The 16,320-nt window shown below is 58.8% G+C and carries 13 protein-coding genes; 7 read left to right on the top strand and 6 right to left on the bottom strand.

Annotated features, from left to right (window positions below):
- The first annotated feature begins 1,684 nt into the window (after positions 1 to 1,684).
- Positions 1,685 to 2,713 carry a molybdopterin-binding protein gene (locus tag HPT29_RS25985; RefSeq protein ID WP_173945436.1) on the top strand — a complete coding sequence of 343 codons (1,029 nt, stop codon included), beginning with the start codon at positions 1,685 to 1,687 and terminating at the stop codon, positions 2,711 to 2,713.
- Between the two features lie 395 nt (positions 2,714 to 3,108).
- Here HPT29_RS25985 and HPT29_RS29005 read toward each other — a convergent pair whose 3' ends face one another.
- Entirely contained in the window at positions 3,109 to 3,558 is a 450-nt protein-coding gene (locus HPT29_RS29005) for a helix-turn-helix transcriptional regulator (RefSeq protein ID WP_432807338.1), read from the bottom strand.
- Positions 3,559 to 5,591: 2,033 nt separating this feature from the next.
- Between HPT29_RS29005 and HPT29_RS25980 the strand changes: the two genes are divergently transcribed.
- Positions 5,592 to 6,727 (top strand): IS3 family transposase gene (locus HPT29_RS25980; RefSeq protein ID WP_173944985.1). Its coding sequence is split into 2 segments (ribosomal slippage): positions 5,592 to 5,856 and positions 5,856 to 6,727, totalling 1,137 coding nucleotides; the frame shifts between segments, so codons are not numbered across the junction.
- Positions 6,728 to 6,847: 120 nt separating this feature from the next.
- Here HPT29_RS25980 and moaA read toward each other — a convergent pair.
- The 4 genes from moaA to HPT29_RS25960 all read right to left on the bottom strand — a co-directional run bounded on the left by moaA (position 6,848) and on the right by HPT29_RS25960 (position 10,680).
- Positions 6,848 to 7,882, bottom strand: coding sequence for a GTP 3',8-cyclase MoaA (gene moaA / locus HPT29_RS25975; protein ID WP_259061061.1), 1,035 nt, complete (start codon positions 7,880 to 7,882; stop codon positions 6,848 to 6,850).
- A 307-nt stretch (positions 7,883 to 8,189) separates the two neighbouring features.
- Entirely contained in the window at positions 8,190 to 8,879 is a 690-nt protein-coding gene (locus HPT29_RS25970; protein ID WP_259061060.1) for an NAD(P)/FAD-dependent oxidoreductase, read from the bottom strand.
- Positions 8,876 to 9,589, bottom strand: a complete 714-nt coding sequence (locus tag HPT29_RS25965; protein ID WP_173945022.1) for a methyltransferase domain-containing protein — start codon at positions 9,587 to 9,589, stop codon at positions 8,876 to 8,878. Before HPT29_RS25965 ends, HPT29_RS25970 begins: the two co-directional genes overlap by 4 nt.
- Positions 9,590 to 9,597: 8 nt before the next feature.
- Entirely contained in the window at positions 9,598 to 10,680 is a 1,083-nt protein-coding gene (locus HPT29_RS25960) for a type III polyketide synthase (RefSeq protein WP_173945023.1), read from the bottom strand.
- Between the two features lie 551 nt (positions 10,681 to 11,231).
- Between HPT29_RS25960 and trpC the strand changes: the two genes are divergently transcribed.
- On the top strand, positions 11,232 to 12,041 hold the full coding sequence (gene trpC / locus HPT29_RS25955) for an indole-3-glycerol phosphate synthase TrpC (RefSeq protein ID WP_173945024.1): 810 nt from the start codon (positions 11,232 to 11,234) through the stop codon (positions 12,039 to 12,041).
- Between the two features lie 562 nt (positions 12,042 to 12,603).
- Here trpC and HPT29_RS25950 read toward each other — a convergent pair.
- Positions 12,604 to 12,858, bottom strand: coding sequence for a type 1 glutamine amidotransferase family protein (locus HPT29_RS25950; RefSeq protein ID WP_349774734.1), 255 nt, complete (start codon positions 12,856 to 12,858; stop codon positions 12,604 to 12,606).
- A gap of 311 nt (positions 12,859 to 13,169) precedes the next feature.
- Between HPT29_RS25950 and HPT29_RS25945 the strand changes: the two genes are divergently transcribed.
- The 4 genes from HPT29_RS25945 (at position 13,170) to HPT29_RS25935 (ending at position 16,253) form a co-directional block, all read left to right on the top strand.
- Positions 13,170 to 14,198: a ketopantoate reductase family protein gene (locus HPT29_RS25945; protein ID WP_173945046.1), complete on the top strand. Its 1,029-nt coding sequence runs from the start codon at positions 13,170 to 13,172 to the stop codon at positions 14,196 to 14,198.
- Between the two features lie 333 nt (positions 14,199 to 14,531).
- On the top strand, positions 14,532 to 14,687 hold the full coding sequence (locus HPT29_RS25940; protein WP_173945047.1) for a DUF1127 domain-containing protein: 156 nt from the start codon (positions 14,532 to 14,534) through the stop codon (positions 14,685 to 14,687).
- Between the two features lie 576 nt (positions 14,688 to 15,263).
- A complete protein-coding gene (locus tag HPT29_RS29000; protein WP_432807333.1) occupies positions 15,264 to 15,563 on the top strand; it encodes a helix-turn-helix domain-containing protein in 300 nt (99 codons plus the stop codon).
- A 123-nt stretch (positions 15,564 to 15,686) separates the two neighbouring features.
- Positions 15,687 to 16,253, top strand: coding sequence for a hypothetical protein (locus HPT29_RS25935; RefSeq protein WP_173945051.1), 567 nt, complete (start codon positions 15,687 to 15,689; stop codon positions 16,251 to 16,253).
- Positions 16,254 to 16,320: the final 67 nt, after the last annotated feature.

The following is a 16,320-nucleotide window of genomic DNA, read 5'->3' as shown; positions in this document are numbered from 1 at the left end:
GGCCTGGGTCAGCAGCTTCAACCGCGAGGGCCTGGCCGCCGTGCGCCCCCGCCATGGCGCCGTACCACGCCTCTGCTATGGGGCTGAGGCGCAGTAGCGCATCCTGGCCGAGTGGGCGCGACCGCCCGAACGGGAGCACGATGGCGCGGCAACCCTGTCGTTGAGCCTGTTGCAAAGGCCCGGTAAACTTGATTCCGCAGGCCTACACCGTGGGCGCCCCTTTGGGGCTGTCCGTCTGGTGCGAGGACGAGGCGGGTCCGTTCCAAGCCGTACCGCATCCGGGTCCTTCGTGGCCGCCGCAAGCTCACCCCGCACGAGTACACCCGTGGCGGCACGACCAGGATCCTGACCCTGTTCCATCCCGTTGCCGGCCAAGCGCGATTGTCCTCCGCCGAGCGCTACACGAATGCGGTGCTGCGTCCGCGGTTGCGGGAGCACCTGAACGCAGTTCTCGCGGAGCTCCTGAACAATATCCCGCCGCTACGCGCGGCGTGAGAGGTCCGGCAGGCAGGCCTGAGCCCACCCTTCACCGTGCTCGAGGAGTTGCCGCGACTGCGACTGGTGTGGGACAATCTCACCGGCCACAAGAAGCCCGACCTGGTGCTGTGGTTGGGCGAACGGCATCATGCCGTTGTACACGCCCACGGGTGGCAGCTGGCTCAACATGCTCGGGTCGATCCCGCCCGTGCTCGATCGCCGCGCCCTCGCGGGAAAGGATCCGCGCAGTCGTAGCGAAATTGACCGGAGGTTTGAACAGACGGCCTGCGGTTGGAAGGCGCAGCCAACGCCGTTTGTCTGGCATGGCAAACGCCGGCGCCGTGCAATCGAGCAGATCCATCACGTTGGTTGCTCGGGAGCGTGCACAGGCTAACCGCCTCATCGGCCGAGATCACCGGTACCAGCAGAATGCCAGGTCTGACAGCAACGGCAAATGAACTACTCGAACGCAATGATAGCAGGAAGTAGGAGACAAAAACGAAACAGTAAATCAGGTGTCGGAGAGCGCAAGGCCACTTGGCGATCATGGTTCGGCCGATACGCACTGTCCGTAAAATAGGTCGTCCAGATGCGCGGTCCCAGCTTTCCCTCCTTCGGCATGCCACCCTGTGTGATTTCCCAGGTTGCATTGCCAAGCGGCTCTGTTGCATTAACTGGCGTACTCGAGTTCAATTCGTGCTTGCCCGATGAGGCCGCTATGACATCGTATGGCTTACAGAACGATCTGGAGCATGGGCCTTTGGATCGGATGCATCATCTACAACAGCATAGATTCCTTGAATTTAGGAGTCGACCTCGGTCGAGCAGCCCACCATCTCCATTAGCAGGCATCCCATCACGGTCCGTGAGACCTATTGGTCTAATGTCATCTGCTTGGTGATCCTTCCGATAAGTGGTGTCCAGACCTTCAATGCCCATCCGGAGCCCTAATGGAGTCAAGCACCCGCTATCGAGTACTGAGTGCCCTTCCTCATACCAATCAACAGCGCTGAGGGCCATGATACACGCCCATTCAAGCTCTTCTAGAAAGATTCAAAGGTGGGTGAGAACCGCACAATCGCAAACAAACGCGTTGAGAGCGGCCCAGTTCTCTGTAGCCACTTCGTTAGCTTGACCGGTGCGCAGGATCTCGTCCTTCGATCCTAGCTGATTTAGCTGCTATTCCAGGCATTTCCAGGGAAACTACATGGAATTCGATTCTGTCCCAGTCGACGATGCGCTCGATGCCCGATCAGCATATACAATACGAACCAATGGCTTTGTGCTCAAAAAAGGTAATCGATTCTCAGCCCACGCGATCAGGCAATTGAAATGTGCTGGGATCCAAAAAGTCGTAGCGGTCCGCCTCGAACCGGGAGACATCGACGAGAATGAAGCAGCTCTGCGTCTCGCAGACGTGGTTGCGGGTGAGAATGTCTCCGCGGCCCCACCCTTCAGAGGACGCTCTAACCTCATTGCCAACACACCAGGCGTTCTGGTCCTCGCTCGGCATATTATCGATGCTGTCAACGCGGTAGATGAAGGGTTGACCGTTGCAACGCTACATGCATTCAAGCCGGTTTCCAAGGGAGAGATGGTCGGCACTATCAAGATCATACCTTACAGCGTTCCGGAGGCACGGCTTTCGGATTGCATCCACTTAGCAAACACCGGCCCATCTGCGGTTCGTGTAGCTCCTTACATCATACACAACGTTGGGGTGATCTCGACGCTACTTCCCAAGGCTGAATCTAATACAGTAGATAAGACTCTGAGGGTGCTGTCCGGACGCTTGCAGCCTTCGCAGGCTACGATTTCGATCGCCGCACAGGTTGCCCATGATCCGACGGCGCTGGCGGACGAACTTGTCCGTCAAGGAAGAAGTACAGCAGAACTTATTATCGTCTTCGGCGCATCTTCCATAGTTGATCGGCGGGATGTCGTGCCAGCGGCGCTCGTAACTGCCGGTGGTCACATCGAGCATTTTGGGATGCCTGTTGAACCCGGAAGTCTCCTTTTGATTGGATCTATTGCAGGGAAGCCGGTCATTGGCGCGCCTGGCTGTGCGCGATCACCAAGCGAGAATGGATTTGACTGGGTTCTCCACCGGATTCTAGCGGATGTGCCAGTCACTCGATCCGATATCACTACCCTTGGCGTCGGGGGATTACTGAGGAACGCTGCCATGCGGGACGTGGTGTCACGGAGCGATATCAAGCGGTCCAAGGACCACTGATACCGACTCCCGTTGATTGGACTCCATGTGCCAAGTTAGTTAAACCGATTGCGGGGTGAATGACACCTGCTATGCGCGATCCGTCCAGTTTGTCGTTAGCCCTTAGCGATAAAGAGGTCACACGCGTAATCAATATTCGAATGGTAGTCGCTCTGATTCCTGCGTACGTGTGGTAAGTTGAGTTGTTGGACGCTTCCGGGTCCCTGTAGACTCGACGGCAGCTCGCCGGGTGACACTTGGTTTTCGAGAGTGGGTCTTGAGGGTGTTTCTCTCTCGCTTGGAGGTGACTGAATAGAATGTCAGCACCAGTACGTGACAAGAACTGAAGGGTTCATTGATCGACGGCCCGCTTATGGTTACTTTGCGATCGGCTTCTCAGGTGACGGCTATGTTGTTTATCTCTCTCGAGCCCTTTGCCAGGCGCCAGGGCTCTCGCCCACCATTCTATGGAACGCTCGTGTGAAATGCGCTTGATCAGCGAAGCCAACGGTGAGAGCAATCTCTGCAAGTGTTTGTTCGCGCCTTAGAAGATGAAGTTTCGCTCGCTCAATACGAGCGACCAAGATCCATTGATGCGGCGACACACCTGTCGATGCCTTGAACGCACGGCAGAACCATGATCTCGACATCCCAGCTACGCTGGCCTGGTCTTCTATGGTAATCACTTCTGATAGGTTATCTTCGACAAAATCGAGGACGCGCCGGAGCTTCCACGGAGGAAGGGCAGCATAGGACGCGGAGCCGTTCCTCGTTGAACATGCGAGGCCTGCAATTAGAGCAACACAGAGACTGTCAACATATACTTGGTCAATGGGCTTACCAGACTCGAGTTCCCCTGCAATCATCTGGCCGAGTTGAAGGAGCCGCGGCTGACAGAACATCAGACGGGGTGCCAGTGCCCTCTCCGTATCAATCCCATGGTTAGCCAGAGATACCAAAGCCTCATCGCTCACCCGAAGCACAAGTTGCCGAAGGAAACGGAGTTTGTGACCCTTGACGTGCGCGTCCATGCCAGGTGGAATTATACTTATTGCGCCGCGCACCTTAGAAGTCGCCGTGCACTGGTATGCCTTGCTACTGATCTCGAGTATACCGCCAACCTCCTCCAAAGATATGCAGATTTGAGTAGCGTCAGCCTGCATGAGGGCCTGGATGTCACCGTCGGACCGAACGGCGGTTACAGCAGCAATCATATGGCACGATGACTGTTCGAGGTAATATACCACTTTCCCGTCAGTATAGTGTGGCCAATGGCCGAGCCGGGGCTGGCTTCCGAACGTGCATGAAGATGCGAGGAGTATGGAAGGGTGAGGGCGTGCGACGGTTCGACGACTGAGATCACTCGAGCTGTCGATGGTGACCTGCACTGTTACGTCCTCCAAATTGCACTCGATGATACCGCGCCACATGGTGGAACGAGCATTAAGCTTTGTGAATAAACGTAAGAGATGTTTCCGATACAATCTTCTGTCAGAGGTGATCGAACTTATTCATAGCGGTGCGCGTCGGAAGCAGTCGCCCCGATCCCGGATGGCAGACTGGTACCCTGCCTCAGGGAGGGTGCCCCACTTACATTTTCAAAGCATCATCGTGACCGGTGAGGCCAATATCTCAATTCGCCGGCCTTCGCATGTCATCTGACTTGAGTAGGTCGATGGCGGCACAAGCTGTAAGCTTAGAGTGGAACTGAGCCGATGCTTGTAGAGATCAGAAACCCACCATCATCGAAATTAACTCGGACTAGGCGAATGTAAACTCACCTATGGTAACTACCCTCCTGAGCATTGTAGTGAGAGATCCTGTCCGGGCGTCTGAGAGTCTTTCCTGGGAGGCTGCTGTTATTCTGGCGGTTTCAATCAAGACGGAAACCTGCCGTGCCGCGATCCAAGCTAAGCGATGTCTAGTCAGAAATGACTGCCGAGCTCATGGGCTATCCTGGGCGGCAAGGTCGCTGGCGCTGGCGGTTCTATATCTGGCCCAACATAACGAGAAATCGCAGTCGACCTCGGGGCAATGCTTAGCTCACTTTCAAGCGGCTGCACCTGCATACCTTTAGGCACCCTGACAGGATTATGTTGTCACTGTTACCGGCACCTCCACGAGGCAAGGTAAAAGGATGTTGCTTGTCTCACAGGTTTTCACAGATCCTCACTAGAAATCGAGTACAATGCCATGCAAACTTGCTATTCAAATGGATCGCTACAATCAGTAATGCGATTGCAATCTGAGTGCCTGCTCCATTCTCTTGTCAGAGACCACGTCGAGCAGTCAGCGCGTATGCACCCTTTGCTGTTAAAATGAGACGATTGCGATAAAAGTATGGAGTCCTACATGCTTCGACAAAACGTCGACGAGATTGTCGCTGTTATCGCGGTATTGATTTTTGCTTGTGCAATCATACTCTTACCTTTGGCATGAGTGAAGATTTGCGTTCCGGGGGGCATGTCAGGCGAGGATGTATATTGGCGACATTGACAGACGCGCCCTTGCTGTTTGTACTCTGCTGCCGATAGTACTGGAAGTCGCCGCCGGTTTTGATTGCCCAACGCAGGAAGCACCCACGCATCCCTGGAACTATCAAAGGACGGCCCCATGCATTGGTGCTAAGTTAGCCACGACCCTCTCATCGTTCGTGGGCTGCGATGTTGCCTCAAGATGTCGCTATCCTACCATACGCTTGAAACGCAGGAACAAGTTCACCAGATATGAGCTGTACGGCGGTCGTTTCGAAAAGGGCGATGCACCAATGCTTGCGTGACCGCGGCGCTCCAGGAGCTTCGGCGCCGGGGCAGCGTCCTGCGCCAGACAGGCCTGTGGTCTGCCCCCTGAAAAGTGATCCTCCCTGAAGTATGGCTTTTGAGCCGAAGGAGGACTGAAGATGGGCAAGAAGAGGCACACGGCCGAAGAAATCGTTTCCAAGTTACGACAGGTAGACGTGCTGACGGCACAAGGCCGGACGATGGCCGAGGCCATCCGCCAGATCGGTGTGACGGAGGTCACGTACTACCGGTGGCGCAATGAGTACGGCGGACTCAAATCCGATCAAGTCAAACGGATGAAGGAGCTCGAGCTGGAGAACGCCCGGCTGCGCCGGGCGGTCTCGGATCTCACCCTGGAGAAGCTCATCCTCAAGGAAGCTGCGTCGGGAAACTGGTAGGCCCCGCCCGCCGTCGCGCCTGTGTAGAGCATGTGATCGCCAAATATGGTGTCTCGGAACGGTTGGCCTGTCGGGTTCTGGGCCAGCATCGCTCTACCCAGCGCAAGGTCCCCCAACAGCCGGTGGATGAAGCGGCTTTGACGGCCGACATCATCGCTCTGGCCACTCAGTACGGCCGCTATGGCTACCGGCGCATCACAGCCCTGCTGCGAGACGCTGGCTGGCTCGTGAACAAGAAGCGGGTCGAGCGGATTTGGCGGCGGGAGGGGCTCAAAGTGCCACAAAAGCAACCCAAGAGAGGCCGGCTCTGGCTCAACGACGGATCCTGCATCCGGCTGCGGCCGGAGTACCCCAACCATGTCTGGTCGTATGACTTCGTCGAAGATCGCACCCATGACGGGCGCAAGTTCCGCATGCTCAACGTCATCGACGAGTTCACGCGCGAGTGCCTTGCGATCCGGGTGAACCGGAAGCTGAAAGCCGTCGATGTGATCGACGTGCTCTCGGACCTGTTCATCCTGCGTGGTATTCCAGGCCATATTCGTTCCGACAACGGCAGCGAGTTCGTGGCCAAAGCGGTGCGCGAGTGGATCGCGGCTGTGGGCGCCAGGACGGCTTACATCGAGCCGGGCAGTCCCTGGGAGAACGGCTATTGCGAGAGCTTCAACTCGAAGCTGCGGGACGAGTTGCTGAAAGGAGAGATCTTCTACACTCTGGAAGAGGCAAAGGTGATCATCGAGAGTTGGCGCCGGCATTACAACACGGTGCGCCCGCACTCATCCCTGGGCTACCGGCCACCTGCACCTGAGGTCTTGGTCTCGGCTTCCAAGCTGGCGCCCAGACCGACGCTGAATTAACATCACATACGGATCACCCACATGGGGCAGGCCACCTGACTCCCGATGGCGACGAGCATGCCGGCGAGAACCGCCAGTCGCCGCCCGAACATCCCGATTCTCTTAACCATGGAAACGCGCTCAGCCCCCTGTCACGCTCATGTGGCGGGAGAGGGCCGGGCGGGCGTGGCGCCGGTCGATGATGAAATCGTGCCCCTTCGGCTTGCGGGCGATGGCCTCGACGATGGCCCGATCGAGCAGCTCGTTGCTCTCGGAGGCGCGAACCGGCGCCCGCAGGTCGGCCGCGTCCTCCTGGCCGAGGCACATGAAGAGCTGGCCCGTGCAGGTCAGGCGCACCCGGTTGCAGCTCTCGCAGAAATTGTGGGTCAGCGGCGTGATGAAGCCGAGCCGTCCGCCCGTCTCCTTCACCCGCACATAGCGCGCCGGTCCGCCGGTGCGGTCGGCGAGATCCTCCAGCTCGTAGCGCGCGGCGAGGCGCGCGCGCACCTGGGAGAGGGGCAGGAACTGGTCGATGCGCTGCCCGTCGATCTCGCCCAGCGGCATCACCTCGATCAGGGTCAGGTCCATGCCGCGCCCGTGGGCCCATGCGAGCAGGGATTCGATCTCGTCCTCGTTCACGCCCTTGAGCGCGACGGTGTTGATCTTCACCTTCAGGCCGGCGTTCTGCGCGGCATCGAGCCCCTGGAGCACCTTGGTGAGGTCGCCCCAGCGGGTGATGGCGCGAAACTTGTCGGGGTCGAGGGTGTCGATTGACACGTTGACCCGCTTGACCCCGCAGGCGGCGAGGTCCCTCGCATGGCGGGCGAGCTGCGAGCCGTTGGTGGTGACCGTGAGTTCGTCGAGCGCGCCCGAGTCCAGATGGCGCGACAGGGATCCGAACAGGGTCATGATGTCCCGCCGCACCAGGGGCTCGCCTCCGGTGATCCGCAGCTTGCGCACGCCCCTGTCGACGAAGGCCGAGCAGATCCGGTCGAGCTCTTCCAGGGTCAGCAGGTCGCGCTTGGGCAGGAAGGCCATGTCCTCGGACATGCAATAGACGCAGCGGAAATCGCAACGATCCGTCACCGAAACGCGCAGATAGGTGATTGCCCGGGCAAACGGGTCCATCAGCCCAGAGCTAAAAAGGCTCTCGACTACGTTACCTTGATTGCGCATGGATATCGCCTCTGTTTTATGTATCTCCAAAAAAACGGGACCGCCTCGATAGTTAGAGCTAGGCATCTGCACACAAAGGCTATCCTGGTACAGTGTGGGCGACAATATTGAGACGATGCTAGAACACAACTGAAGATATGCTTCCTAATGTGGTGCCGGACACCATTCTGAGACGTCCCGGTTCCTTGGCTCTGCTTGGAAATTAACGATCGCACTACCGTTCGCGAGATCATTCAATAACGACACATAGTTGTTGAGCTTAAAACTTACATTTTGCTGAAATATTGGGTGTTCTTGAAAGAGCGGTTCACCTGGGTGGGATTAAGGCCTTTTGCTTGCGAAAGATGGGTTGAGCTTGTCGTTGTGTTCGGCAACGGCAGCCGATGATTGAGGCTCTCCAGGGACGGTTACGGAGGCGACGAGCCGCTCTGATCATGGAGGCTGCCTGCACGCTGATCAGGGTCGTGACATGCCACATGGCAGCCGGCCAGGTCCGGCAGAGAGCTCGCCCTACCCGCTGCACACCCCTGACATCATGTTTCCCCGCGGCGGGGAAGACGGTATTAGCGGGGACTGAGACGCCTTCCGGAACCTCGATCCGAGCCGCCGATCGATCGACCGAGATGGACCTGACAGGCTCGCCTCGGACGATCCGAGCCCCTCGGGAGCGGGCCTGAAACAGCAGGGCCTCGTCCAGGATCTTTCGGGACAATCCTCTGGCCACGAACGGCAGGGGGACCTCCGTCGCGCCGCGCTTGCGGACGAGGCGCAGGTGCGAGATCCGGCTTGCTCCGAGGCCGTCGAGGTCGACGCCGAGGCGGGCCAGATACGTCTGTGCCTCGATGCTCAGAAACTCGCCGCAGACCTTGTGCCGGGGCTCCGCATCGCGTTCCAGCAGAAGGACCGGACGTCCAGCCTCGGTCAGGATGCAGGCTGCCGACGCGCCAGCCAGTCCGCTGCCGACGATCACGATCTCCTCGACGCCTCCGCCGTTCATTTCAACCGGCTCACGCAGAGGCGGAAGGAGGGGTACCAGCGGATCCGGGCCGCCCCGGGTTCGAGCCCGGCTGCGGCCAGGATCTGCTCCCAGTCCTTCCGGCGGAAGCTGCGGGCGATCGAGATCGGCCCGTCGTGCCGGACGAAGCGGTGCCAACGCGCCGCCCAGGAGAGAGCGCGGAAGAAATGGAACGGAATCGGATGGCGGTAGAGGTCGGCGATGAACCAGCCGCGTGCGGCGGTCCGCTCCATCCAGCGCACGAAGCCCACGACCTCGTGGTCCGACATGTGATGTGTCGTCTGCGAGCAGATGATGAAGTCGATGGGTTGCTCAGGGCGAAAATCGAACACATTGCCGGTCCGGAAGTCGATGGGGACATCGGCAGGGGTCGCTGCGCGCGCAATCGGCTCGCTCATGGGGTTGAGATCGACCCCGATCAGGTCCACGGGGCGCCCGCGGCGCCGGCTCCAGGAACGGATCCGCCGCAGCAGGTCCCCGTATCCATAGCCGACGTCCAGGATCGTCACGCGGTCGCCGGGTTTCAGGTGACGGGTGGCGTGATCGAGCCATTTCAGGACGGGTCCATGGGTCATGGTGACGACATTGACCGTCGCCAGATCCTTCAGGCAGGCGCGGTAATCGTCGAGGCTGACGGACTCGGTGTCCATCCATTCCGTCTCGGGACTGCGCTGGGCGAAACTCCGGCTCATGGAGGCCTCTATCCGGCGAGGGTGAAGCGGAACGTCTCGGCCGCCAGTCCCGGTCCGAAGGCCATGCCGAAACCGTTCGAGCTCGGGGGAGCACCCTGCATGATCCGGCCCAGGACGAACATCAGCGTGGCCGAGGACATGTTGCCGAAGTCCCGCAGCACGCCGCGGGACCAGCGCAGGGCGTCCGGGGAGAGATCGAGGCCCTGTTCGACCGCGTCGAGGATCGTTCGCCCGCCGGCGTGGACGGCCCAAAGATCGAATTCGTCCTTGCGCTGACCGCGCAGGATGCCGCCCTCGTCGTTGCGGGTGGCCTCGTGGCGCAGCGCCTTGGCAATCTGCTGCGGGACCTCTCCGGACAGGCTCATCTCGAACCCGGCATCGCCGATCCGCCAGGTGATCAGGTCGCGGGTGTCGGGGATCGTCGCGACGCGGAAATCCTTGAGCGCGATGCCTTGCGGATCCGCCGACACGAGGCTGGCCGCGCACCCATCGCCGAAGAGCAGGGCGCTGAGGATCACCTCGAGGTCGGAGGTCTCCTGAAGGTGGAGCGTGCAGAGCTCCAGATTGACCACCAGGACCCTTGCCTCCGGCTCGGACCGGACGATGTGATGGGCCACCTTCAGGGCATTCACGGCAGCCGCGCAGCCCATGAATCCCACCATGGTCCGCTCGATCGAGGGGTTGAGCCCCAAGCGCTCCATGATCTGCTGATCGAGCCCCGGTGCGGTGAAGCCGGTGCAGGATGCCACCACCATGTGGGTGAGAGAGGATAGGTCGTCGTTCAGCTCGAGCGCCTCGACGGCCTGCTGGGCGAGATCGACGGCATGGGTCTCGAAACGCTGCATCCGGGCGCCGGTCCCGGCAAACGCGCCGGGCCGGAAAAAGCCCTCCCGGTCGGCTGCCGCCTCGAGGTTCTCGCTCGGAGACAGGGTGGAGTAGCGATGTTCGATGCCCGACCGCTGAACCATGCGGCGGAAGATCAGCTTGTTTTTTCGATCGGGGAGAAACTGTTCCACGAAGCCGATGAAGGTCTGATGGACGTCATGCTGCGGGACGGCAGTGCCGATCCGGTTGATATACGCGGTTGTCATGATCCACTCGAAATTCGTCAGATCCATTGACGCCTAGAACACGTGTCAGCCGCTTCATATTCATGCCGCGAGTATCGACAGCTCCGCTGGCAAATGACTGCGGTAGTCGCCGTTTCAAACATGCATTCCCGAAATAACCGATTGTCGAGTTGGATATATGGTGCTGCAATGATCTGCATCCTGTAAGATCTTGCAGGCTGACATAGCGATGGAACCGCCGCATATTAAATGTGAATCGCGCGCAGTTCGCTCCTGGTTCGTAACTGTGCCCCACTGCGTCGCTTGTACAAGTTTATATAGCGCGCTGTAGCACGACGTGGCAGCCATGATGTTCATCCGAAATTGGTGTTCCCAGCGACTAGGAACATCTTAAGTGGCCAACGTCGGTCCATATTGAATTATGACAGACCAAGTACTTAAGCCGGCCCCCGAGGCAACTGAGAAAATACGGAGTTAGGCGCTCGAGTATGTCTATACTCATCATCATGCTACCCTGAACTTAAGCTAGCGTCCTATTGCTTGTGCACTCTCTGCCAAATGACTACCCTGCCATGAACAACATTCTCAGCAAAATCGAAGCCTACAAACGCCGGGAGATCGCTGCCGCGAAAGCGGCGGTTTCGCCGCCCGAGATGGAGCGGCGCGCCCGCTCGGCTGCTCCGGCTCGCGGATTTGCTGGTGCCATCGAGCGCCATCTTGCCGAGGGGCGCCCGGCCCTCATCGCCGAGGTCAAAAAGGCAAGCCCATCGAAGGGACTGATCCGCGCCGACTTCGACCCGCCGAGCCTCGCCCGGGCCTATGCCGAGGGCGGCGCCACCTGCCTGTCGGTCCTGACCGACGAGCCGTCCTTCCAGGGCAAGCCCGAGTACTTGGCTCAGGCCCGCGACGCATCGGGCCTGCCGGCCCTGCGCAAGGACTTCCTGTTCGAACCCTACCAGGTCTATGAGGCCCGGACCTGGGGGGCAGACTGCATTCTTGTGATCATGGCGAGCGTCACCGACGACGAAGCTCGCGTCTTGATCGATACCGCCCATGATCTCGGCATGGACGTGCTGGTGGAAGTGCACGATCGGGCGGAACTCGACCGTGCCCTGCCCCTTGGCACCAGGCTAGTCGGCATCAACAATCGGAATCTACGCACCTTCGAGGTATCGCTCGGCGTCAGCGAGGAGTTGGCTCCTCTGATCCTGGCGGACCGCATTGTCGTCGGAGAAAGCGGGATCTTCACGCTCTCCGACATCGAGCGTCTGTCGAGGGTCGATATCCGCACGTTTCTTGTGGGCGAGAGCCTCATGCGTCAGGCGGATGTGGCGAGCGCCACGCGAAAGCTCCTGTTCGGCGAGGCGGCACGAGCACGCTAGTTTCCGTTTTCTCTGGTCGCTACTCAGCCGCGTCGGCATACCGGCAGAGTCGCCAGACACTGAATCCAATCTAGAACAGCAATCGCTAGCCGGAGAGATAGTTCACGATTCTATAAACTTTAGCCTGACGAAGGGAAGCTCGTTAGGATCGGGAGCCTGGGCGCCCAACTCGGGGGGTGTCCTACAGATACACTCGCTGTGCCTTTCCATCTGAAGGACAAGATCGTGAGCCCAAAGCAGGAGACTCCACCCAATGTCGCAGGGATTGAGCATGAGCAACTTAACGTTGCCGAGGGCAGGGGGATTGCGATTACAAACACCGCGCAGCGCTGCTCTCGTTGAGACACATCCCGAACCTGGACCGGCAAAGCTGAAACAGCGAGCCTACCGCCGATACCACCACGCTCAACCTAGGTTGCTGCGTCGCACCGCGAACCAGTACTTTGGGTACCTGGATCAGGTGCGCCAGCTGCTGGCGGCTTAGGAGCGGTCCATTCTACGGCTCGAGCAGCGACACTGGTATCAGAACCGTTCGCTCGCTGGACGGCTGCAACCGTTCAAATTAGGGCAGCGCGTGCCTTCCGGCGACCAGCAGAACATCAAAGGGTCCGGTGGCCTCCTCAAGGCCCACATCGGCAACGATCTGAATGTTGTTGGACGCCCGCAGCGGTGCACGACGCGGGCCGATCAGAACGGTCTCGTAGCGATCGGCGGCCGGGATATAGGCGTTGGTCTCGGCAAACACGTCGACCGGGCCGGCCACGTCCAGCGCCTGAACGCCCTCCTGGATCACGATTCCAAGTCTCTGAACCGACATTGATGCTCTCAACGGTTGTTGTCACTAAATGCTGGGGTGTTGTCCTGATGAGCCGGCTCGGCGGTGTTGCTCGCACAACCGGCAATCGCCATAAAGAACACCATGATCGCTCCGCCGCGCCAGTCTCAACTCCCTGCCGGCGGAATCCCGCTGCAGGCTACATGCACGGCTGCTCAAGAAGAGCAGTCAGCTTCAAAAGCTACACTCAAGTGATGTGGTGACCAAACATTGATACTGGCTCCTCTACCACAATTCGGGTTGTTCCGACTTTCTAAAACAGTATCGCGACCAAGGATCTAAAGGAGCGAATCGTGTTACGAGAATTTTCCGAACGCATCCGAGCAGAGCTTCCACCATTGCAACGAATTTGCGTCGCCGGGCCTGGCGCTATCGGCATTACGCTAGCAACCCGGATGGCGTTGAATGGACTTCAAGTGACCATTGCGGCGCGCGGTCAGAGCCTCAATGTTATTCAAGAGAATGGCTTGCAGTTAACGGATGTGTACGGCAAACACACGGTTCGGGTTCCGGTTGCAGAAGGGCCAGATATACCTCCGCAAGATGTCGTTTTTCTTAGCTCGAAGGCCCAAGATCTAGCCTCAATAGCGTCCTGGACTCAGAATCTCATTGGGCCGGATACAATCATCGTTCCCGTGATAAACGGAATTCCTTGGTGGTATTTCGAGGGTGAGGCAGGTCAATACAGCGGCAGGAATGTCAAATCCGTCGATCCTGACGGCTGTCTAAAGCGGCTTCTACCTTCGGCTCATGTAATTGGTTGCGTCGCGATGTTCACAGCAGACCGGCCCGCACCAGGCACAGCTCGTAGCTTAAATCCTTTACGATTGATTATCGGAGAAATCGATAACGAACCCCGAGTTCGTACGGAAGCGCTCGCAAAGATACTGATCAGAAGTGGAATCGAAACGCGCGTGAGTGAGCGAGTTCGAGATCCGCTTTGGACAAAAGTAATTGGCAACCTTGTATTCAATCCGCTGTCTGTCGCAACGGGAGCGACGCTGCGGGAACTCGCTGGCGACTCTTCTCTAGCACATGTCAGCCGGCAACTGCTCAATGAAGCGCTGTTGGTTGCAGCCTCTTTTGGAGCACGCGTTGAAATGTCACCAAGGCAACTTCTCGATTTTACCAAGAGCATGGGCGACGCCAAAACCTCAATGCTTCAGGACTACGAGATGGGGCGTCCGCTAGAACTTGCGGCAATTGTTGACGCTGTACTCGAGTTCGCTGACCTTCAGGGATTGCCGATGCCATTTACCCAGAGCGTCACAACAATAACCCGCTATAGAAGCTTGACTTCGACCGGCCAGCGGTCTGGGTGATGCATCATATGCGATGGTGCCGAACGCCAGTCACATCAGTTGCCATGACGAAGACACGGCGAGCGATGCCGTTGTCGCTCCTCCGTTCACTAGGGTTTCCAATTCGATCGATCGGTAACTTCACGTCGGCTCCCGCAGTGGGTCAATGGGCAAGCATATGATTGATTTACAACTTCGTGATGGCTGCAGGGCATCCACATTATGAGACCTTTGTTAACTCGTACATAAGGTACGCAAATTCGGAATAAGGGAGTACCAGAGCTGCCGTATGCCGTCGCGCCGCAACAGGCTTGATGTAAATACTAACCCGAATCGGAAATTCCGGAGACTCTTATGCTGGTAGCATTTTTCCTTTCTAGGATCGCTAACTACCGACAGTACCGCCGCACCATCTTCGAGCTATCTCACTTCTCTGACCGAGAGCTTGATGACGTGGGCCTTTCCCGCTCCCAAGTTTATAACTTTTCTCACAAGAATGCTCGAGATTGAGTGCGTGCGATACTGCTTGCTGACTTGCCCGCAATGGGTGTGAGCCAAGTCCTGGCGTTATTGTGAGAGTTATTCGCCCATGAACTACCTATGGAATCCGATAGACGCAAAAGGTTGATTTCGTCCTGAAACCTGCAGACTAAATCCTGACAACCATATCGCGGGAGGTGTAGATGGACGGAGTTCGCTTGCTTGCCACTCAAGCCCTATACTGCCTGTTTCCGTCCAATTCTAGAAGCGCTCTTTCGCTCGGATAATGTCGCCTTTGGAAACGAACCGTCGTGAACAGGTTCTATGAGAAGTGCAACCGGCGTGTCATGCCTGCGGGTGATGGTGACTGCGAGTGCGACGCTAACCATCAAACCGAGCAACTGATCGAGGACCATGGGCGCGGCTATGTTCTGACGGCACCTCCGCTCAGCGACCCAGGCTGAAGCAGATGGACGATTGGCCGGAGCCCATGCCGACCCGAGACGGGGGACGGCTGAGTGCGGGCGAGGGCGGTACGACTGAGCCAAACGGAGTGGCCGCACGCCACCGGTGCAGGGTTGGAGGACTGGTTACTGATCAGCCCTAATGATCTTCACGCAGGTAGTGGAACATAGGGCAGTGTCCGTCACCGTAAGGAGGTGTGCGATGGTCGGCGACGTGTGGCGACTGACGCATTTGACAACCGAGCAGATGGAGGAGCGTCGCCTAGTGGCCGCGACGCTGTTGCGCCAGGGACAGCTTTCGCATGCCAAGATCGCGCGGCATGTGGGGGGCAGTCGCGCCAGTGTCTGCCGCTGGGCCGATACCGTGGCCCAGGAGGACCCGCGCGGTCTGACAGCGCGATCCATCCCGAGACCATCCCCCGCGTCGATGACAAGGCCTTGACGCGGCTCGGCGGGCTACTGGAGTGGGGTGCCATAGCGGCGGACTTTGCCACAGAGCGCTGGACCCTTAAGCGCATGGCAGCCATGATCGAGCGCGAGTTCGGGTCCACTACCCCCGCGCGATCTGGAGCGACTCCTGAAGGCGCATGGCTTCAGCGTGCAGCGTCCTGCCACAAGGGCCAAAGAGCGGGATAGACTCGTGATCGTGGTCTGGCCCAAGCGGGACTGGGTGGCATTGAGAAAGGGCATACCGGGAGCATCGGACTCTGGTCCTCTGGGACGAGACCGGGCACAGCTTCCGCATCCGGTCGGGCACGACCTGGGCGCGGCGCGGGCTGACCCGGTGCTGCAGCGGGTGGACAAGCGGCGCGGGGTATTGAGCATCGTGGCGGTCACGCCAGACGGACGGCTGGTTACCCGCCAGTTTCGCACCAGCGTCTCAAGTGAGACCGTGATCTCGGTCCTGCGCTTCTTCCGCCGCAGGATCGGCACGCCGCTGCTGGTGGTGTGGGATCGGCTTGTTGCCCACCGCTACCGAGCAACCACGGCCTACTTTGCGGCCCAGCTCAGTCAACGACCTGCACCGGCTTGCCCGGCGCGAGTTCGGCCGCCTCAAACGTCACACCAGATGATCGTCCGCTGCCTCCGCCATGCAGACCTCTCCGTTACCTCATCCCGTGAAGATCATTAGGACATTGCCATAACCGCCAACTCTACTTCTCGCGACCTTGGCACGAATTGACGTGCTGCTGTCCTGA

This window comes from Microvirga terrae (genome assembly GCF_013307435.2).
Taxonomy (GTDB): domain Bacteria; phylum Pseudomonadota; class Alphaproteobacteria; order Rhizobiales; family Beijerinckiaceae; genus Microvirga; species Microvirga terrae.
Note: the sequence above shows the minus strand (reverse complement) of the source record. Positions and strands in the feature narration are given on the sequence as shown.